We start from the raw sequence: 17,994 nt of genomic DNA, 5'->3' as shown, positions 1-17,994 counted from the left end.
GATCAGTAGCGCGCATTCAGCGTGACGAACGCCGAGCGGCCCGGTGCGATCGACGCGTAGTGCGCCGGGTACGCCTGGTCGAAGTAGGTGCGGTTGAACAGGTTGTTCACGTTCAGCTGCAGGTCGAGCTTCTTGTTGATCCGGTACTGCGCCATCGCGTCGAAGCGCCAGTACGACGGCACCGCTCGCAGGTTCGCGGGATCGCCGAACACTTCCGACATATAGAACGCACCGCCGCCGACCGTGAACTTCGGCGTCACGTCGTAGTTCGACCACATCGTGAGGCTGTGCTTCGGCGTGTTCGGGAAGCGGTTGCCGTTGTTCGCGCTGTCCTTGCCGTTGTCGCGCAACGCGCTCTTCATGTACGTATAGCCGCCGAACACCTGCCACTGCTTCGTGATCTGGCCGGCGACCCCGAGCTCGAGACCCTGCACGCGCTTGTTGCCGACCATCGCGTACTGGTTGTTCGGCAGCGTCACGCGCGCGTTCGTCGTGTCGATCTGGAACAGCGCGGCGGTGAGCGCGAGCTTGTCGTTCAGCACGTTCCATTTCGTGCCGAACTCGATGCTGCGGTTCTTCTCCGGCGACAGCTGATCGGCGTTCGGACCGACGCCGCCGCGGCCCGGCGTGAGCGACTGCGTTTCGCTGCCTTCGCCGAGCAGCATGCCGGCCGGCGTCGACGACGTCGCGTACGACGCGTAGATGCTGCCGTTCTGCGCGGGCTTGAACACGAGGCCGGCCTGCCAGTTCACGAGCGTGTCGTCGCGCGTGGTGGTTTTGCCGCCATTGGCCTTGGTGTCGGTGAAGCGGGTCGAGTAGTCGTCGACGCGCACGCCGGCGTTGACCTGCCAGCGCGGCGTGATCTCGATCGTGTCGAAGCCGTAGATCGACTTCGTCGTGGTGCGTGCATGCGCGTAGTCGTTGTTGCGCGTGATCGAACCGGCCCACGGGTCGTTCGGGTTCGGCGACCACAGGCTCGTGCAGTTGTAGCCCGATGCCGCGCCGATGCCTTTCTGGCAGATCTTGCCGGTGTCGGTCGCGACGGTGTAGCTGTCGCGCTTGCCCCACTCGCGCGACAGCTCGATGCCGGTCGTGAAGCTGTGCTTGAACGGGCCGGTGCGGAATTCGCCGAACAGCTCGGTCAGGTTCGCCAGGCTGTTGATCGAGCTGTCGCGGTTGTTGTTGCGGCGCCAGACCTTGCCGTTCACCACGTTGCCCTGGCTGTCGTCGGGCTGGGTCCAGATGTAGTCCTGCGTCGATTCCGTATAGCGCGTGGTGTTGCGGACCGTCAGCGACGACGTGATGTCGTGCTCGATCTTGATCGTGCTGATGTCCGACGTGGTCTTGCGGAAGTCGCGGTCGATCAGCCCGTAGAAGTTGTGGCGGTCGACGTTCGCCGGGCCGTCGGTGACGCCCTTCGGGATGTTGAAGCCGTAGACGTACGGGATGCCGCCGTCGGGCATGTCGTCGGTCGACAGGTGGTAGTAGCTCGCGGTTACGCGCGTCGGCGTGCCGAGGCCGAACGCGATCGACGGTGCGACGCCCCAGCGCTCGTTGTTGACGGCGTCGCGGCCGGCGACGTCGTTGTTGTGGCTCATCAGGTTCAGGCGGAACGCGGCGTGATCGGCGAATTGCCAGTTGCCGTCGGCCGTGAAGCGGCGATAGCGGTCGGTGCCGAGGCCCGCGCTCGCGGCGGCGGTGGTGCCGAGGTGCGGGGCCTTCGTGATCAGGTTGATGCTGCCGCCCGCGCCGCCGCGGCCGCCGTATGCGCCGTCGGAGCCCTTGGTGATCTCGATGCGCTCGGTGTTGAAGATCTCGCGCGTCGTGGCGCCCGTGTCGCGCATGCCGTCGACGAACATGCTGCCCTGCGTGTCGTAGCCGCGGATGAACGGACGGTCGCCGAGCGGGTTGCCGCCTTCGCCGGCGCCGAACGTGATGCCGGGCACGGTGCGCAGCGCTTCCGTCAGCGTCGACGCGCCGCTGTTCTGGATCAGCTCCTGCGGAATCACGGTGACGGATTTCGGCGTGTCGACGAGCGGCGCGGTGAATTTCACGGAAGCGGAGAAGTCGGCCTTGTAGCTGTGCTCGGCCTTGCCCTGCACCTCGATCGGCGCGAGATGGCCGTCGTTGTTCGCGGGGGCCGGCGGCGGCGCGCTGTCGGCGAACGCGGGGCCTGCCGCGAGCACGCTGCACAGGGTGGTGAATTTACCGAGCTTCAGCTCGTCAGGGCGGGACTTCATCAATGCAACGACCTCGACTGGTGTGGCCCCGGAAGCGACCGATGCGCAAGCGTGAACGCCGTCGGGAATTATTACGATTTGTTTTCAGGCGGCATTCTATGTAATTTCTTGTTGAATGAGAAGCGTTCTTGTTTGCGTTTGAGCGAGGAATGTTGACAAATGTTGCGAGGGGTGGGCAAGGGGCGGCTGTCCAAATGGCTAGCTGGGAAGCGGCGTGCGGCGGCGGTAGATTCTTCCTGTCGTGGCACTCCTTTGGTGACAGCAAAATGCTAGGATGACTGCATTGAAGTCAATTTTGGAAAATGCATCATGCCGGTGATCACCGTTCGAAATTTGCCTGACGAAGTGCACCGCGCACTTCGGATTCGCGCGGCCCAGCACGGACGCAGCACCGAAGCCGAGGTGCGTGACATTCTCGAGAAAGCGGTTCAGCCGGAAGGGCGCGTCAAATTGGGAACGTTGTTGGCGGAAATCGGGCGGGAAATCGGGGGTGTCGATCTCGACATTCAGCGCGACAAGACGCCAGCCGATCCGATGGGCTTCGAATGATCCTTGTCGATACGAACGTCATATCCGAACCGCTGCGGCCTGCGCCGAATGTGTCAGTGCTCGAGTGGCTCGATGCGCAGAATGTCGAAACGTTATTTCTCGCGGCAATTAGTCTGGCCGAGATGAGATTCGGCATCGCGGCCATGCCGGAAGGCAAGCGGCGAGACTGGCTGCATCGCAGCATCGAACAACGCGTGGTGCCGGTGTTTCGCGGCCGGATTCTGCCGTTCGACGCGGCTGCGAGCGAGGCCTATGGCAAGCTTCGCGCCCGCGCGCGGGCGGCCGGCAGCGTGATCGCGCCGGCCGACGGCTATATCGCCGCGACTGCCGAAGCAAATGGATTGATCGTGGCGACGCGCGACGTCGCGCCGTTTGAAGCGGCCGGCCTGCGGGTGATCGATCCGTGGGCGGCCTAGTTGTGGGGCGCTACCGCGCGCCCGGAAAGTGGTCGACGAACTCCACTTTCAGATCCGGATAGTGATCGACGAACTGGATCTTGAAATCGGGGTGCGTGTCGACGACCTGCCATTTGCCGCAACTGGTCGGGTATGAGTCGACGCGCTGGACCTTGAGATCGGGATAGCTACGGACGGCCTGTATCTTCAGGTCGGCGGACGAGCTCACGACCTTGACCTTGCCTTGCAGGCGAATGCCCTTGTACGTGCAGCTCGAGTCGAGCTTGCCCGCGCTGGCCAGGCACGGGGCCACCAGCAGCGCGAGCGTCATCGCGGTTTTGAGTTTCATGTGGATGGAATTGGAAAGGTGGAGCGGCGCGCGGCAAGCAGCAAGCGATACGTAAGTTGCGCCGGGCATTTTGCCTGATGATTCGAATGGCTGCCGGCGATTGGGTCAATCGCGTGCGCCGCCGTGCCCGTCCGTGCCGCTCGCTCCACTCAATCGATTCCGTGAAACACCGCATCCTCCGGCCCGAGGTAGGCCGGCGGGCGCCACGTCGCGTCGCGCATCGAATGCTGGACGAGGTTCTCGACGCCGAGCAGTACCGCGAAGATCGCCATCCGCACCGGAATGCCGTTGTCGGTCTGGCGGAAGATCGCAAGGCGCGGGTCGCGGTTCAGGTCGACCGACAGGTCGTTCGCGCCGGGCCGGCTGTCGCGCGGCAGCGGGTGCATGATCAGCGTGTCGGGCTTGCACACCGTATCGACGAGCGCCTGGTTGATCTGGAAATCGGGCGTGTAGCCTTCGAACGACTCGTCGGTGAAGCGCTCCTTCTGGATCCGCGTCGCATAGACGACGTCCGCGCCGCGCAGCCCGGCCGCGAGGTCGGTGGTCTGCTCGATCACGTGGCCGTTCGTCGCGATCTGGTCGACGATGTAGGCCGGCATCTCGAGCGTCGGCGGCGACACGAGCGTGAACTTGAGCCCGCGGTACAGCGCGAGCAGCTTGACGAGCGAGTGCACGGTGCGGCCGTACTTGAGGTCGCCGACCAGTGCGATGTGCGCGCCGTCGACGATCTTGCCGAGCCGCGAGAACTCGCGCTGGATCGTATAGAGATCGAGCAGCGCCTGGCTCGGGTGCTCGCCGGGGCCGTCGCCGCCGTTGATCACGGGCAGGTTGGTCGCGCGCGCGAACTCGGCCACCGAGCCTTTTTCCGGGTGGCGGATCACGAGTGCGTCGACGTAGCCGGCCATCACGCGGCTCGTGTCGTAGATCGATTCACCCTTGGCCATCGACGAGAACGTGAAGCCCGTCGTGTCGCATACCGAGCCGCCGAGCCGGCAGAAGGCGGCGCCGAACGACACACGCGTACGCGTGCTGGCTTCGAAGAACAGGTTGCCGAGCACGGCGCCTTCCAGTACGCGCGAAATCTTGTGGCGGCGTGCGATCGGCTGCATCACGTCGGCCACGCGAAACAGCGCCTCGACCGATTCCCGCGAGAACTGGTCGACCGACAGCAGTTGCGGCTTGCCTTCGAAAAAGAACTGCTTGGCGAGTCCTTGATTATCTACGCTTTGCGTATAGCCGCCGCCTTCCGGTGCCGAGCGCTCGACGATTTCCGACACGAAGCGTTCGACGATCTCGGGCATCCCGCGCGATTCCTGCGAATCGTCGGGCAGCAGCCAGGTGTCCAGCGCGCGCCGGCTGACGCCGATGCGATTGGCGAATGCTTCGCGGGTCATGTTGAGGCGGCGCATCGCGTCGCGGAGGAAGGCTTGCTGGGGAACGGTCATCGGCGGCTCCTGGCGGAAAATATACGCGGTGCGTATATTAGTTCCTGGCGCGTTGAAGTCAAGGAAAACTTGCGCGAGGGTGCGCGAAGCTCGGGGCGGGCGGAGACGACTGCCTCAGGCGTGTTCGACGAACGCGTAGCGGTTGTCCACCTTGCGCGGCCGGAACCCCACGTAATCGGGAAACAGGCGGTTGCGGACGAAATAGACGTAAGCCACGAGCGCGATCGAGATCGCCAGGCCGGCCAGCGAAGGGCCGGGGGTGGCAGCCAGGCGCCCGATCTGCTTGGGCATCTGCACGATCAGCAGCAGGATGAACGCGTGATATGCGCCGACGCGATGCGTCGCGAAGCCCCAGATGAACAGCAGGGAGATCGGCACCGTGATCGCGAGGAACAGCCCGATCACCGCCCAGTCGCTCGAGGTCACCGGGCCGATCGTGGCGGCGTCGGTCGCGAGCGTGACGGCAACCCACAGGCTGAACAGCAGATGCAGGATGCCGAGCCCGACCAGGATGCAGACATGCAGCTTGTTGCGTCGGCAGCGTTCCGGGTCCGGGCGGGATGCGATCAGGTTCGCCAGCACGCGATCCTTGACGCCTTGTCCGGAGAGGGAGGCAAACACATCGCTCTTCGTCGAGCCCGCCGACAGCATGGCCGCGATTTTCGTCCTGGCTTCTTTCCTGTTCATGGTTTTCGTTTTGTTTTTCGAGGTGCGCGGAGACGCGAATATTGCATCTTGCGCGATGGCGCGCAACGGTTTTTGCGCCGGGCGGACACATTCCTGCAGGGCATGCGTGAGCGTGTCATGCCGCTTGGCGAGCGGCATGCGGGCGAACGGGGATGCCGGACTTTCATGCGATTGGGTGCGCGCCGCAGGTCATGCGGACGACCGGATCGAGCGCCGCGCGCGCGACGTCGCCGCCCGCCGCCGCGTCGCGCCGACGAGCATGCCCGCGACGACGAGCGCGATGCCGGCAAGCCGCGCGGCGTTCAGCGTCTCCCCGAACAGCGTCACGGCGAACAGCACGGCCGAGACCGGCGCGACCGCCGTGAACAGCGCGGCCTCGGTTCCGCTGGTGCGCGCCGAACCCGCGTACCAGCACAGGTAGCCGAGCACGGTCGGCACCAGCGCGTAATAGACGACCGAGACGACTGAGACGACTGCCGCGATCGCGCCCGAGGTCCAGCCGGCCGTGGCCGCGTGCCATTCGAATGCAGCCGGCACGAGCGCGAGCACGAAGCCGAGGCCCGACATCGCGGTGGACAGCGTCAGCGGCGCGAGCGGAACCGCGAGCCGCCGGTTGAGCAGGATAAACACGGCTTCGCATGCGACGGCGGCCAGCACCAGTGCATCGCCGGCGAGCGTCTGGAGCGACGGCAGCGCGTGGCCGGGGGCGAACGTGACGAACAGCACGCCGGCCGTGGCGAGCGCGGCGGCCGCCCAGTCGCGCGGCGTCTGCCGCTCGCGCAGCACGACGGCCGCGATCAGCGTCGACATGGCCGGCAGCGTGCCGAGCATCACGCCTGCGTCGAGCGGCGACGACAGCTTCGTGCCACTGATCAGCAGCACCGTATAACCGACGCCGCCCGACGCCGCCTGGATGACGAGCAGCCCCGCGTCGCGCCGCGACAGGCGCGGCCAGCGCATTCGCTGCGCGCGCATCAGCGCGAACAGCAGCGGTGTCGCGATCAGGAAGCGCAGCGCCGTGGCCGCGAACGGCGGCAGGCCGCCGGCCGCGAGGCGGCTCGCGATGACGGTGCTGCCGACGCCCGCCATCGCGGCGGCGAGATAGAGATAGCCGATCAGTCGTGTCTTCATGCGCCGCATCGTCGCGTACGGCGGCATCGCGCGTCTTGAACGAAATTGCAGCGTGCCGGCGCGCGGCTCGCCACGCGCTGCATCGCCTATCGCATCGCCTGTGCGAACTGTCCGGGCGTGATCCCGAACTGGCGCGCGAACGCACGCGTCAGGTGGCTCTGATCGGCAAAGCCGGCTTCGGCCGCGGCATCGGCGATCGGCAGGCCGCCGGCGAGCAGCGCACGCGCCAGCCGCGCACGCGACTGGATCAGATAGGCGTGCGGCGTGATGCCGAGTTCGCGGGCAAACCCGCGCAGCAACTGGAAGCGGCTGACGCCGCTCAGGCCGGCCAGCTCGGCGAGCGAAACGGGGGCGGCCGGTGCCGCGTCGAGCCGCTCCCGTGCGGCGCGGATCGCGGGCGTGGCGCCGGGCGCGGGCAGCGTGCGGTTCGCGTGCCGGGCGAGCAGCCCGGCGACGAGCATCACGAGTGCCTCGTCGCGGGCGAGCGACGTGCCGTCTTCGTCGCCGACGATGCGCGCGTAGAGCCGGCTCACGGCGGCGGCCAGCCGCGCGTCGCGCACTGCCGGATGCGCCAGTTCGATGCCGCCGAGGCCTTCTTCCGCCGCGACGCCCGCGACCAGCGCGGGCGCGAGGTACAGCATCCGCCAGCTTCGGCGTGCATCGCCGCCGAGCGGCGAGCCGTCGTGCATTTCGCCCGGATTGACCATGATCGCGTCGCCGGCCAGGGCGTCGACCTGCCCGCGCCCGCTCCACGACCGGTGCGCGCCGCTGACGATCACGCCGACCCCGAATTCGTCGTGCGCGTGGCGCGGAAACGCCCGGTCGGATTCGAGGCTGATTGCCTCGATGCCTTCGCCGGTCCGTCGGTAGTGGGTGACGCGGTGCATGTGCGCTCCTCGCGCGCCGGCCCGGCGCGGATCAGACGCACTTTAGCGCGTTCCGGCGCCGCGCGCCCTTCATCCTTTTGGCCGATACCGCACGCCGCGCATTGCAAGCACCATGTCGGACGAGCAGCGTACACGGCCCGCCGGGCCTGAAGCTGCGCGGGAGACGGCAGGTGGAACGACAGGATCCGGTATTCATTCAGGTTGGCGCGCTCGCGGACGGCTTCGCGCCGGAAGCGAACGTTCTTGCGCCCGCCGGCGCGCTCGCGGGCGAGACCCTTGAACTCGACGATGCATCCGGCGCATCGCGCGTCTATACGTTCGGGGCGCGCACGCTGCAGTGGCGTGACGCGGCAACCGGCGAGGAGGGCCATGAGCCGTGCCGCGTCACGCGGTTGCGCAACGGGCTGTACTTCGTCGACTACATCGATTCGGCCGCCCGCGCGACGTCGGTGAGCCTCGTGATCGACACGGACCGCGGCGTATGGACGTCGGTCGTCGGCACGCTGCCGACCGAAGCCGACACGCGCATCGACGCATTCACGCGCGTCGTGCACGGGTTGCCGCTGACCGGGGTCGCCGTCGCATTCCGGCACGGCACGCTCGGCGGCCATACGCAGCCGGGGCCGCTGCACGCGCCCACGCGTGAGCTGATCGGCAAGCGGACGATGTACCGCTACAGCCCGACCGAATGCTACGAGCACATCTACCTGAACGAGAACTTCTACGCGTGGCAGTGCCTGCAGGGTGTCGAAGGCGGGCTGGCCGATGTCGATCGCTGCCACTATTTCAAGCTCGCGGACGCGCTGTATCTGTTCGTGTGGCGCGAAAAGGTGGTGCCGACGCTCGGCGTCGTGCTGATCGACCTCGCGCAGCGCAAGACCGACGGCAAGATCTTCGGTTACCAGGGCGGCGATTTCGGCACGCTGTCGAACTTCCCGATCGGCGCGCACGCGCAGGTGCTGAACGACACCGTGCATCCGTGCGGCGGCGAGGCCGGGCAATGAGCGCCGCGCTCGGCAGCGGCCGGCTGAACGCGGATTTCGCCGGACGGGTCGTGCTGGTCACGGGCGCCGCGCAGGGGATCGGCGCGGCGATCGCGCGCCGTTTCGCGGAGTCCGGCGCGTTCGTCGCGCTCGCCGACCTGCAGCAGGAGGCTGCCGCCGCGCAGGCGGCGGCAATCGCCCAGGCGGGCGGAACGGCGCGTGCGTATCACGTCGATGCGGCCAGCCGCGACGAACTGGTCGCGCTGGTCGCGGCAGTCGAGCGCGACGGTGGCCGGCTCGATGTCGTCGTCCACAATGCCGCGTATTTTCCGCTGACGCCGTTCGCAGGGATCGACGAAGCGCTGCTCGAACGGACGCTGTCGGTCAACCTTGCGGCGCTGTTCTGGCTAGCGCAGGCGGCGTTGCCGGCCTTCGGGCGCGCGGGGGCGGGGCGGCTGCTCGTCACGTCGTCGGTGACGGGGCCGCGTGTCGTGTATCCGGGGCTCGCGCATTACGCGGCGTCGAAGGCCGGCGTGAACGGCTTCATTCGCGCGGCGGCGCTGGAACTGGCGCGCAGCAACGTGACGGTGAATGGCGTCGAGCCGGGCATGATCCGCACGCCGGCGGCAGGCAATCTCGGCGATGCGTCGGTCGCCGCGCAGATCGCACGCGACATTCCGCTTGCGCGGATGGGCGAGCCGGAAGATATCGCGAACGCGATGCTGTTTCTCGCGTCGGCCGATGCCGCGTACATCACGGGGCAGACGATCGTCGTCGACGGCGGTGCGACGTTGCCCGAGAGCGGGGCGGTGCTCGCGTGAACAGGCCCTGGGCGCGGCTACAGCCAGCCGTTGCGCACGAACTCCATCACCGGATAGCGGCGATTTTCGAGCGCGTGGCGGCCCACCGCCTCGACGATGCGCGATACGCCATCCGCATAGGGCGACGCACCGTAGACGCGCGATTCGAACTGCAGGCTGCATGCGCCGTCGTCGATGCGTATCCGGTGAATCGCGTGGCGGCCGAGTTCGTCGTCGGGAATGTGCAGTTCGCGGCGCTGCGCGTCGGGGTCGCGCACCGAGCGGATGTCCTGCGGCGGCAGGCCGAGCGATCGGCCGATGCCGACCGCGGTGCCGGGCACGGACGTCTTCGTTGCCTGGTGCGATTCGACGAGGCTGATATCGCAGTGGCGAAACAGGTGGCCGCTGGTTTCCAGCATGCTCATGAACTTGAGCATCAGGATGTTCGTGTTCGGACACAGCACGATCGGGAATTCGTGAGACCCGGTTTCGAGATCGGAGCCCGTGGAAAGCTCGACGAGCGGCGAACCCGTCGCGCGGCAGAAGGCGATCGCGGCGGGGAGTTCCCGGCCGGACCCCGCGTGCACGACGATCGATGCGACGTCCGCTCGCGCGCTGTCCGACCACGACACGACCTGATACGTGTTGTCCAGGTTGTGCGAGCCGAGCAGCTCGGTTGCCAGCTTGCCTGAACCAACGACGATGACTTGCATGTGATTGACTGGATGAGATTCGATGAACGACCGGGCGTTTCGCGCACCGTTGCCTTGACGGATGAAGCGGTTCGGTGCGCAAGCAGGCCGATTTGATCGACGCATTATGCACGGACATCGGCACGCGCGCCGGCCGGTGGCGCGCCCGCATGCCAGAATGACCGAGGGCGGCGCGCGTATCGTGCACCGCAATCAACCAGCCAGGAGGTGGAAGCGATGGAAACCGGCATCAACGGATCGGTGGTGGCGATCACGGGCGGCTTTGGTCATCTCGGCCTCGCAACGGCGGCGTGGCTCGGCGCGCGCGGCGCGCGCGTCGCGCTGATCGGGCGGGGCGCGGCGCCGGCGGCGGAAACGCTGCCGGCGGGGCTCGCCGGCGCGCGCTGCATCGGCGGCGCCGACCTGGTCGACGAGCAGGCCGCCGCGCGGGCGCTCGATACCGTGCAACGCGAATTCGGCCGGGTCGACGCGCTGCTGAACATCGCGGGCGCGTTCGTGTGGCAGACGATCGCCGACGGCGACGCCGCCACGTGGGACCGCATGTACGAACTGAACGTGAAGACCGCGCTGAACGCCTCGAAGGCCGCGCTGCCGCACCTGCTGGCGAGTCCGGCCGGGCGTATCGTCAATATCGGCGCGGGCGCGGCGTTCAAGGCCGGCGCGGGAATGGGCGCCTATGCGGCCGCGAAGGCCGGCGTCGCGCGGCTCACCGAGGCGCTGGCGGCCGAACTGCTCGACCGTGGCGTGACGGTGAACGCGATCCTGCCGAGCATCATCGATACGCCGCCGAACCGCGCGGACATGCCGGACGCGGATTTCACGCGCTGGGTGCGGCCGGAACAGATCGCGGCGACGATCGGGTTCCTGCTGTCGGCCGACGCGCAGGCGATCACCGGCGCGTCGATTCCGGTGACCGGCCGGGTCGAGTAGGACGGCGTCGCGTCGCGCACCGGTACGGACACCCGCCGCCGGCGTTTTTCGATGGGCCTGCCGACGCCGTGCGTAAAATACCGGACCGCATAGTGCGAGCAGACCCGAAAACAATGAATCAGCCCCATATCCTGATCGTCGAAGATGAAGTGGCGATCGCGGACACGATTGTCTACGCCCTCGGCACCGACGGCATGCAGACCGTCCACTGCACCCTCGGGCAGGCGGCGCTCGACCGCCTGCGCGATGCGCGCTTCGACCTCGTCGTGCTCGACGTCGGCCTGCCGGACCTCAGCGGCTTCGAAGTATGCCGGCGGCTGCGCACGTTCTCCGACGTGCCGGTGATCTTCCTCACGGCGCGGCACGACGAAATCGACCGGATCGTCGGGCTCGAGATCGGTGCCGACGATTACGTGGTCAAGCCGTTTTCGCCGCGCGAGCTGGCGGCCCGGGTGCGGGTCATCCTGCGCCGGCTCAACCGGCCGGCCGCGCAGCCGCGCGTGCAGGGGCCGGGCACGCCGGACGTGGCGCAGGGCTTCGAACTGGATGCGGACGGCGCGCGGCTCGCGTGGCTCGGCCACGCGCTGGATCTCACGCGCTACGAATTCGGGCTGCTGGCGCTGCTGGTCCGGCATCCCGGGCGCATCTATTCGCGCGAGCAGCTGATGGATCTCGTGTGGCACGAAGCATTCGATTCGGCCGACCGCACGGTCGACACGCACATCAAGACGCTGCGCGCCAAGCTGCGCGCGATCGACCCCGAGCGCGACCCGATCCGCACCCATCGCGGGATGGGTTATTCGCTGCAACCGTAACGCGGGCCATCGACTCATGCATATCGGCCTGCGCATCTTCTTCGGCTTTTTCCTGATCGTCGGGCTGGCCGCGCTGATCACGCTGCGCGTGTTCGTGCAGGAGGTGAAGCCCGGCGTGCGCGAAGCGATGGAGGACACCCTCGTCGATACCGCGCAAGTGCTCGCGACGCTGGCCGCCGACGACATGGCCAGCGGCCATGTCGCCGACGGCGCCTTTGCCCGGCAGCTCGAAAAGCTGCATGCGAGCCCGCTCCGCGCGAATGTCTGGGGCATGCGCAAGGACACGATCAGCTATCGCCTCTACATCACCGACGCGCACGGCATCGTGCGCTACGACTCGTCCGGCCGCGCGCTCGGGCAGGACTATTCGCGCTGGAACGACGTCTACCGGACGCTGCGCGGCGAATACGGCGCGCGCAGCACGCGCAGCGATCCGAACGACGACAGCAGCACCGTGATGCACGTGGCGGCACCGATCCGGCGCGGCAACGAGATCATCGGCGTGCTGACGATCGCGAAGCCGAACCAGACGGTCGCGCCGTTCATCGCGCGCAGCCAGCGCAAGATCATGCTGTATGGCGCGCTGCTGATGGGCGGCGCGATCCTGATCGGCGTCGCGTGCACCTGGTGGCTGGTGGTTGGGCTGCGTCGCCTGCAGCGTTATGCGCGCGCGATTGCGGCGGGCGAGCGGGCCGACATGCCGCTGCAGGGCGCGAGCGAGCTGGCCGAGCTCGGGCGCGCGGTGGAAAGCATGCATCAGCGGCTGGAGGACCGGCAGTACGTCGAGACGTACATCCACACGCTCACGCACGAGATGAAAAGCCCGCTGGCGGCGATCAGCGGTGCCGCCGAACTGTTGCAGGAAGACATGCCGGTTGCGAACCGCCGGCGCTTCACCGAGAACATCCGCCGCCAGGCCGGCCGCCTCGAACAGATGATCCGCAAGCTGCTCGCGCTCGCCGAAGTCGAACAGAAACAACGGCTGTCGGTGCGCGAACCGGTCGCGCTGCGGCCGGTGCTCGAACAGCTGCTGGAGGATGCAGAGCCGCGCGCGCGCCAGTGCGGGGTGACGCTGCAACTGGAGCGGCCGTCGGCGAGCGGGGACGCCGCGGTCGTGGCGGGCGATCCGTTCCTGCTGCGCCAGGCGCTCGGCAACCTGCTCGACAACGCGCTGGATTTCGCGCCGCGGGGCAGCGTGGTCAAGGTCGCGCTCGAGCGGCAGCCGGCGGGCAGGACGCACGTCATCGCGATCCGCGTGACGGATGACGGCCCGGGCATTCCCGACTACGCGCTGGCGCGCGTGTTCGAGCGCTTCTATTCGCTGCCGCGCCCCGACGGGCAGGATCGCAGCACGGGCCTCGGGCTGTGTTTCGTCCGCGAGGTCGCGATGCTGCACCACGGCAGCATCGCGCTTGCCAACCGCGCGGAAGGCGGCGCGTGCGCGACGCTCACGCTGCCGTCGGCGGCCTGACCTCGCTTCACGTTCGCCACACGTTCGCTTCACGTCCGCTTCGGCGGCGCTTCACCCGGCACGATCATGCTGAGCGGACTGTTCCACTCCGGTATCCGCTCACATGAATCGAGTCCTGTTGTTCAAGTCCCTGATCACGGCGTGCCTCGTGCTGCTGATCCTGATCCCGCTGCATCTGGTGAGCAGCATCGTGCAGGAGCGCGCGTCGTACCGCGAAGACGCGTTGAGAAGCATCTGGTCGAGCTATGCGGGGCCGCAGACCATGACCGGGCCGATCCTGGTCGTGCCGTACACGGAAGTCACCCGCATCCGGACCGAGGCGGCGCCCGGCCAGCCGGCGAGCGAGCGCGTGCAGACCGAAGCGAAGCGCCTGCTGGTGTTCCCGAAGACCCTGAGCGTCAAGGGCGGCGTTGCGACCAGCGTCCGCTATCGCGGCATCCACAAGGCGCTGGTGTACGACCTGCAGAGCCGCTGGGAGGGCACGCTCGCGTTGCCGGACCTGAAGAAGCTGCCGCAGGCGGACGGCCACGTAAGCTTCGCGATCGGCAATCCGTACCTCGCGTTCGGCATCAGCGACATTCGCGGCCTGATGGCGCAGCCGGTGCTGGTTCTCGGCGGCAAGCGGCTGACGATGGAGCAGGGCGCGCAGCTCCCGAGCCTGCGCCAGGGCGTGCACGCGAACGTCGACCTCGGCGCGTTCCCCGCCGCGTCCTCCGCCACGTCCGCCGAAAACGTCGTGCCGTTCAGCATCGACCTGCCGCTGCGGGGCGCGGAATCCGTCGCGTTCGCGCCGGTGGGCGACCAGAACGATTTCTCGCTGAAGTCGACGTGGCCGCATCCGAGTTTCGACGGTGCGTTCCTGCCGAACAGCCGCACGGTCGATGCCGGCGGCTTCGCGAGCGCATGGAGCCTGACGTCGTTCAACACGAAGGCGCGCGAGCAGATCGCGGCGGGCAGCGGGGACGAGGCGCTCGAAGCCGCCTCGGTCTCGCTGATCGAACCCGTGAACGTCTATCTGCAGGCCGAACGCGCCACGAAGTACGGCGCGCTGTTCGTGATGCTCACGTTCGCGAGCTTCTTCATGTACGAGCTCGTGAAGCGGCTGCGCATTCACCCGATCCAGTACACGCTGGTCGGCCTGTCGCTCGCGTTGTTCTTCCTGCTGCTGCTGAGCCTGTCCGAACACATCGCGTTCGCGTATGCGTATCTCGCGGCGAGCGGCGCATGCATCGGGCTGCTCGGCTTCTACCTGTCGTTCGTGCTGCACAGCGTGAAGCGCGGCGCGGTGTTCGCGGTGCTGCTCGCGGTGCTGTACGCGGCACTCTACGGGCTGCTGCTGTCGGAAGACAACGCACTGATGCTCGGTTCGCTGCTGCTGTTCGCGATCCTCGCCGGCATCATGACGCTCACGCGCCGCGTCGACTGGTATTCGCTCGGCGCCGCGTGGCAACCGCTGGCCGACGAGCCGGAGGCGGGCGCGGCGAAGCCGGACGCGCCGGCGCAGTGATCGCGCGCAATCGAGGGAAGCGGCCGGCGGGGATCGTCCCGGCCGGCAGGTCGCGCGACATCCACTTATACTGGGTGTTCCCCGTCACTCGATCCGTGCCGTGCCCAAGCCTGCCTCTCCGGATTCATCCCCCGACGATCCGCGTCCGACCCCGCCTCAGCAACCGGAACTGGAAGACTGCTGCAACAGCGGTTGCTCGCCGTGCGTTTTCGACCTGTACGAGGACGCGATGGAGCGCTATCGCGTCGAGCTGGCCGAATGGGAAGCGCGACAGGCGAAACGCAAGCGGCGGCGGTGAGCCGCCGGCTCACGCGGTCGCGTGCAGCCGCCGCTGCCCGGGGAACGGGAAGCGGTGACGCAGGCGCGGGAGGTGCTGGCGAGGCAGTTGCTGGTGTGACGCGCGGCATCGCGCGGATGATTTCGGCATGAGGCAAGGCGGGATGACGGATGAATGACGACCTGAAACAGAACATGGCGGACACATTGCAGGCCGCGCTGGAGCGCGTGGTCGACGAGCGGTCTTTCGTCGATTTCCTGGGCGTGCTGGGCCGCGACTGGAAAGCGGAACGCGAGATCGCGGCCAGGACGACGTCGTTCCCGCATGACGGGGGCGCACTGGGATGGGAAAACGACTCGATCGGGACGTTCCTGGAAGCGGCTGTCGACTGGGCCGATGCGTCGACGGATGGGCTTCGCTTCTATCAAGTTCCCGACAATCCGTGGCGGAGGGCGGCGGATATCCTGTTCGCCGGGAAAATCTACGAGTAGCAGCTGTGCGCAGGCGGCCATATCAGGGCCGCGCACCGGCTGGCAGTGTGCAGCGGCGGTGGCGGTTCGTGACCACCGGCCGGCGTCGCCGTCAATCCGGCTTTGCTCCGACGTACGCCAGCAACCCCCGCACCAGCGCATCGAACACCGCGCGGCAGCGCGGGCTCGTGCGCAGGTCCTCGTGCATCACGACCCAGGTTTCCAGCTGCATCGCGGGCCCGTCCGGCAGCACCCGCACGAGCCGTGCGTCCCGTCTCGCGAGCCCGGTCTGGCAGAAGCCGATTCCGTAGCCGGCACGGATCATCGCGAGCTGCGCAAGGTTGCTGTCGGTGCGCAGCGAGAACGCGTCACGGTTCCAGACGGGCAGCGCGTGCGCCGCCGCGCGCAGGAACGGCGTCATTGCGTCGAAGCCGATCAGCGCGTGATGCGCGAGTTCGGCCAGCGCCGCCGGCGCGCCGTGCTCGGCGAGATAGTCGTCACGCGCATACATGCCCAATTCGATGTTCCCGATGCGCCGCGCAACGAGCGCCTCCTGCGCGGGCGGCGCCATCCGGATCGCGATGTCGGCCTCGCGCTTGAGCACGTCCTGGATGCGGTCGGTCGGCACCAGCTCGATGACGAGCCCGGGATGGTCGCGCCGCAATTGCGCGAGAACCGGCGGGAGCACTTCGACGGCGATCACGTCGCTGGCCGAGATCCGCACGATGCCGCTGACGCCGCTGCCGTGACTCGCCGCCGCGCGTTCGAACGCGGCGGCCGCGCTGCGCAGCGCCTCCGCATGGCCGCGCAGCGCGAGCGCCGCCTCGGTCGGCAGCAGGCCGGACGGCGAGCGCGTGAACAGCGTCTGGCCGAACCCGGCCTCGAGCGCCGCGACGTGGCGGCCGGCCGTCGGCTGCGTGATGCCGAGCGCCCGTGCCGCGCCGGACAGCGAGCCTTCCGTCAGCACGGCAAGGAAGGTTCGAATCAGTTCCCAGTTGAGATCGGAGGTCATACGAAAATGTATAGCAGATCGATCATGTTCGCCAATTCCTTGCTATCCCGATGCGGCCCAGAATGCGCTCACGACGGATTCATTTCAGGAGAGCGGCAATGACGACGGAAGGTCAACACGCGGAACGGCTGGCGCTGGTGCTCGGCGCGACGGGCGGGATCGGCGGGGAAGTCGCGCGGCAGCTGCGCGATGCGGGCTGGCAGGTGCGCGCGCTGAAGCGCGGGCTGACGGACGCCACGGCGCAGCGCGACGGGCTGGCCTGGGTGCGCGGCGACGCGCTCGACCGCGATGCCGTGATGCAGGCGGCGCGCGGATGCGCTGTGATCGTGCATGCGGTCAACCCGCCGGGCTATCGCCACTGGTCCGAATGGGTGCTGCCGATGATCGACAACACGATCGCGGCGGCGCAGGCGGAGCAGGCCACCGTCGTGCTGCCGGGCACGGTGTACAACTACGGCGCCGACGCGTTTCCGGTGCTGCACGAAGATGCGCCGCAGCATCCGTCGACGCGCAAGGGCGCGATCCGCGTCGAGCTGGAGCGCCGGCTGCAGGACGCGGCCGGGCATGGTGTTCGCACGATCATCGTGCGCGCCGGCGATTTCTTCGGGCCGCGGGCCGGCAACAACTGGTTTTCGCAAGGGCTGGTGAAGCCCGGGCAGCCGCTCGGGGCCGTGAGCCTGCCGGGGCGGCGCGGCGTCGGCCATCAATGGGCGTACCTGCCGGACGTGGCCCGCGCGATGGTCGAGCTGATCGAGCGGCGCGACACGCTCGAACCGTTCGCGCGCTTTCACCTCGGCGGGCACTGGGACGCGGACGGCACGCAGATGGCGGAGGCCGTGCGCCGCGTCGCGCAGCGGCACGGGCTGCGTCCGGCATTGCGGCGCTTTCCGTGGTGGCTCGTGCGCGCGGCGTCGCCGTTCGTCACGACGCTGCGCGAATTGCTCGAGATGCGCTACCTGTGGCGCGAGCCGATCCGGCTGGACAACACGCGGGTGACCGCGGTGCTCGGCCGCGAGCCGCATACGCCGCTCGACGCGGCTGTCGAGGCGACGCTGGCGGGGCTCGGGTGTTTGCGGTGATCGATGCATCGACGACGTCCGGCATGCCGATCGGGAGAGGACGTGCCGCCGTGTTGGCGGCTCGCGACAGCGCGCTCGTTACCGCCTTCCTGTCTTCAATGCGCTTCTGCTATGATCCGCGCTCCCTTCCTCGACGCTGCTGCAGGAAGGTACCCACGACCGCCGGAATGCCGGAGGTCGCGTCGTACCTTTTTCATTTTCAGCAGCGATGTCTACCTTTCCTCGCTTGAAAAAGGCCTTGCAACGGCAAGGCA

General features: G+C 67.9%; 19 protein-coding genes. 11 read left to right on the top strand and 8 right to left on the bottom strand.

Going from position 1 to position 17,994, the window contains the following annotated elements; all coding sequences use genetic code 11:
* Window positions 1-2: 2 nt before the first annotated feature.
* The gene (locus WT26_RS30715) at window positions 3-2,240 is read right to left on the bottom strand and encodes a TonB-dependent receptor (RefSeq protein ID WP_069274707.1); all 2,238 of its coding nucleotides are present in this window, start codon (window positions 2,238-2,240) and stop codon (window positions 3-5) included.
* A gap of 309 nt (window positions 2,241-2,549) precedes the next feature.
* On the opposite strand from WT26_RS30715, the gene WT26_RS30710 reads away from it, so the two are divergent.
* A complete protein-coding gene (locus WT26_RS30710; protein WP_069274706.1) occupies window positions 2,550-2,789 on the top strand; it encodes a FitA-like ribbon-helix-helix domain-containing protein in 240 nt (79 codons plus the stop codon).
* Window positions 2,786-3,205 carry a type II toxin-antitoxin system VapC family toxin gene (locus WT26_RS30705; protein WP_069274705.1) on the top strand — a complete coding sequence of 140 codons (420 nt, stop codon included), beginning with the start codon at window positions 2,786-2,788 and terminating at the stop codon, window positions 3,203-3,205. Before WT26_RS30710 ends, WT26_RS30705 begins: the two co-directional genes overlap by 4 nt.
* 10 nt (window positions 3,206-3,215) lie before the next feature.
* On the opposite strand, the gene WT26_RS30700 is transcribed toward WT26_RS30705, so the two are convergent.
* The 5 genes from WT26_RS30700 to WT26_RS30680 all read right to left on the bottom strand — a co-directional run bounded on the left by WT26_RS30700 (window position 3,216) and on the right by WT26_RS30680 (window position 7,683).
* Complete coding sequence (locus tag WT26_RS30700) at window positions 3,216-3,533, bottom strand: hypothetical protein (protein WP_059477386.1); 318 nt, start codon at window positions 3,531-3,533, stop codon at window positions 3,216-3,218.
* Window positions 3,534-3,682: 149 nt separating this feature from the next.
* Window positions 3,683-4,978, bottom strand: a complete 1,296-nt coding sequence (locus WT26_RS30695; protein ID WP_069274704.1) for an aspartate carbamoyltransferase — start codon at window positions 4,976-4,978, stop codon at window positions 3,683-3,685.
* A gap of 114 nt (window positions 4,979-5,092) precedes the next feature.
* On the bottom strand, window positions 5,093-5,665 hold the full coding sequence (locus WT26_RS30690; protein WP_069275203.1) for a permease: 573 nt from the start codon (window positions 5,663-5,665) through the stop codon (window positions 5,093-5,095).
* A 189-nt stretch (window positions 5,666-5,854) separates the two neighbouring features.
* Window positions 5,855-6,796: a DMT family transporter gene (locus WT26_RS30685; protein ID WP_069275202.1), complete on the bottom strand. Its 942-nt coding sequence runs from the start codon at window positions 6,794-6,796 to the stop codon at window positions 5,855-5,857.
* An 86-nt stretch (window positions 6,797-6,882) separates the two neighbouring features.
* On the bottom strand, window positions 6,883-7,683 hold the full coding sequence (locus WT26_RS30680) for an AraC family transcriptional regulator (protein ID WP_069274703.1): 801 nt from the start codon (window positions 7,681-7,683) through the stop codon (window positions 6,883-6,885).
* 170 nt (window positions 7,684-7,853) lie between these two features.
* On the opposite strand from WT26_RS30680, the gene WT26_RS30675 reads away from it, so the two are divergent.
* Both WT26_RS30675 and WT26_RS30670 read left to right on the top strand, forming a co-directional pair.
* Window positions 7,854-8,687, top strand: coding sequence for a molybdenum cofactor biosynthesis F family protein (locus tag WT26_RS30675; RefSeq protein ID WP_069274702.1), 834 nt, complete (start codon window positions 7,854-7,856; stop codon window positions 8,685-8,687).
* Complete coding sequence (locus WT26_RS30670) at window positions 8,684-9,487, top strand: SDR family oxidoreductase (RefSeq protein WP_069274701.1); 804 nt, start codon at window positions 8,684-8,686, stop codon at window positions 9,485-9,487. The genes WT26_RS30675 and WT26_RS30670 overlap by 4 nt, the downstream gene beginning before the upstream one ends.
* Window positions 9,488-9,504: 17 nt before the next feature.
* On the opposite strand, the gene WT26_RS30665 is transcribed toward WT26_RS30670, so the two are convergent.
* Window positions 9,505-10,179, bottom strand: coding sequence for a dihydrodipicolinate reductase C-terminal domain-containing protein (locus tag WT26_RS30665; protein ID WP_069274700.1), 675 nt, complete (start codon window positions 10,177-10,179; stop codon window positions 9,505-9,507).
* 216 nt (window positions 10,180-10,395) lie between these two features.
* Here WT26_RS30665 and WT26_RS30660 point away from each other — a divergent pair, with 216 nt between their 5' ends.
* From WT26_RS30660 to WT26_RS30640, 6 genes are all read left to right on the top strand, one after another.
* Window positions 10,396-11,109 carry an SDR family NAD(P)-dependent oxidoreductase gene (locus WT26_RS30660; RefSeq protein WP_069274699.1) on the top strand — a complete coding sequence of 238 codons (714 nt, stop codon included), beginning with the start codon at window positions 10,396-10,398 and terminating at the stop codon, window positions 11,107-11,109.
* A gap of 113 nt (window positions 11,110-11,222) precedes the next feature.
* Window positions 11,223-11,924, top strand: a complete 702-nt coding sequence (gene creB / locus WT26_RS30655) for a two-component system response regulator CreB (RefSeq protein ID WP_069274698.1) — start codon at window positions 11,223-11,225, stop codon at window positions 11,922-11,924.
* 16 nt (window positions 11,925-11,940) lie between these two features.
* On the top strand, window positions 11,941-13,395 hold the full coding sequence (gene creC, locus WT26_RS30650; protein ID WP_069274697.1) for a two-component system sensor histidine kinase CreC: 1,455 nt from the start codon (window positions 11,941-11,943) through the stop codon (window positions 13,393-13,395).
* A gap of 103 nt (window positions 13,396-13,498) precedes the next feature.
* On the top strand, window positions 13,499-14,902 hold the full coding sequence (gene creD / locus WT26_RS30645) for a cell envelope integrity protein CreD (RefSeq protein ID WP_069274696.1): 1,404 nt from the start codon (window positions 13,499-13,501) through the stop codon (window positions 14,900-14,902).
* 100 nt (window positions 14,903-15,002) lie between these two features.
* Window positions 15,003-15,200 carry an oxidoreductase-like domain-containing protein gene (locus tag WT26_RS36770; protein ID WP_081333782.1) on the top strand — a complete coding sequence of 66 codons (198 nt, stop codon included), beginning with the start codon at window positions 15,003-15,005 and terminating at the stop codon, window positions 15,198-15,200.
* A 149-nt stretch (window positions 15,201-15,349) separates the two neighbouring features.
* Window positions 15,350-15,670, top strand: a complete 321-nt coding sequence (locus WT26_RS30640; RefSeq protein WP_069274695.1) for a DUF7660 family protein — start codon at window positions 15,350-15,352, stop codon at window positions 15,668-15,670.
* A 91-nt stretch (window positions 15,671-15,761) separates the two neighbouring features.
* Here WT26_RS30640 and WT26_RS30635 read toward each other — a convergent pair whose 3' ends face one another.
* Window positions 15,762-16,661, bottom strand: coding sequence for a LysR family transcriptional regulator (locus WT26_RS30635; RefSeq protein WP_069274694.1), 900 nt, complete (start codon window positions 16,659-16,661; stop codon window positions 15,762-15,764).
* Window positions 16,662-16,759: 98 nt separating this feature from the next.
* Here WT26_RS30635 and WT26_RS30630 point away from each other — a divergent pair, with 98 nt between their 5' ends.
* Window positions 16,760-17,740, top strand: a complete 981-nt coding sequence (locus tag WT26_RS30630; RefSeq protein ID WP_069274693.1) for an NAD-dependent epimerase/dehydratase family protein — start codon at window positions 16,760-16,762, stop codon at window positions 17,738-17,740.
* Window positions 17,741-17,994: the final 254 nt, after the last annotated feature.

The sequence above is a fragment of the Burkholderia cepacia genome (assembly GCF_001718835.1).
Taxonomy (GTDB): Bacteria; Pseudomonadota; Gammaproteobacteria; order Burkholderiales; family Burkholderiaceae; genus Burkholderia; species Burkholderia cepacia_F.
This window is presented reverse-complemented; position numbering and strand designations above follow the sequence as displayed.

Bases quoted from the DNA above. Each gene is read 5' to 3' on its own strand.
- WT26_RS30710 (WP_069274706.1), top strand. From the start codon at position 2,550: ATGCCGGTGATCACCGTTCGAAATTTGCCTGACGAAGTGCACCGCGCA.
- WT26_RS30640 (WP_069274695.1), top strand. From the start codon at position 15,350: ATGAATGACGACCTGAAACAGAACATGGCGGACACATTGCAGGCCGCG.
- WT26_RS30715 (WP_069274707.1), bottom strand. From the start codon at position 2,240: ATGAAGTCCCGCCCTGACGAGCTGAAGCTCGGTAAATTCACCACCCTG.
- WT26_RS30685 (WP_069275202.1), bottom strand. From the start codon at position 6,796: ATGAAGACACGACTGATCGGCTATCTCTATCTCGCCGCCGCGATGGCG.
- WT26_RS30630 (WP_069274693.1), top strand. From the start codon at position 16,760: ATGACGACGGAAGGTCAACACGCGGAACGGCTGGCGCTGGTGCTCGGC.
- WT26_RS30665 (WP_069274700.1), bottom strand. From the start codon at position 10,179: ATGCAAGTCATCGTCGTTGGTTCAGGCAAGCTGGCAACCGAGCTGCTC.
- WT26_RS30680 (WP_069274703.1), bottom strand. From the start codon at position 7,683: ATGCACCGCGTCACCCACTACCGACGGACCGGCGAAGGCATCGAGGCA.
- WT26_RS30700 (WP_059477386.1), bottom strand. From the start codon at position 3,533: ATGAAACTCAAAACCGCGATGACGCTCGCGCTGCTGGTGGCCCCGTGC.
- WT26_RS30690 (WP_069275203.1), bottom strand. From the start codon at position 5,665: ATGAACAGGAAAGAAGCCAGGACGAAAATCGCGGCCATGCTGTCGGCG.
- WT26_RS30635 (WP_069274694.1), bottom strand. From the start codon at position 16,661: ATGACCTCCGATCTCAACTGGGAACTGATTCGAACCTTCCTTGCCGTG.
- WT26_RS30660 (WP_069274699.1), top strand. From the start codon at position 10,396: ATGGAAACCGGCATCAACGGATCGGTGGTGGCGATCACGGGCGGCTTT.
- creD (WP_069274696.1), top strand. From the start codon at position 13,499: ATGAATCGAGTCCTGTTGTTCAAGTCCCTGATCACGGCGTGCCTCGTG.
- WT26_RS30670 (WP_069274701.1), top strand. From the start codon at position 8,684: ATGAGCGCCGCGCTCGGCAGCGGCCGGCTGAACGCGGATTTCGCCGGA.
- creB (WP_069274698.1), top strand. From the start codon at position 11,223: ATGAATCAGCCCCATATCCTGATCGTCGAAGATGAAGTGGCGATCGCG.
- WT26_RS30695 (WP_069274704.1), bottom strand. From the start codon at position 4,978: ATGACCGTTCCCCAGCAAGCCTTCCTCCGCGACGCGATGCGCCGCCTC.
- WT26_RS30705 (WP_069274705.1), top strand. From the start codon at position 2,786: ATGATCCTTGTCGATACGAACGTCATATCCGAACCGCTGCGGCCTGCG.
- creC (WP_069274697.1), top strand. From the start codon at position 11,941: ATGCATATCGGCCTGCGCATCTTCTTCGGCTTTTTCCTGATCGTCGGG.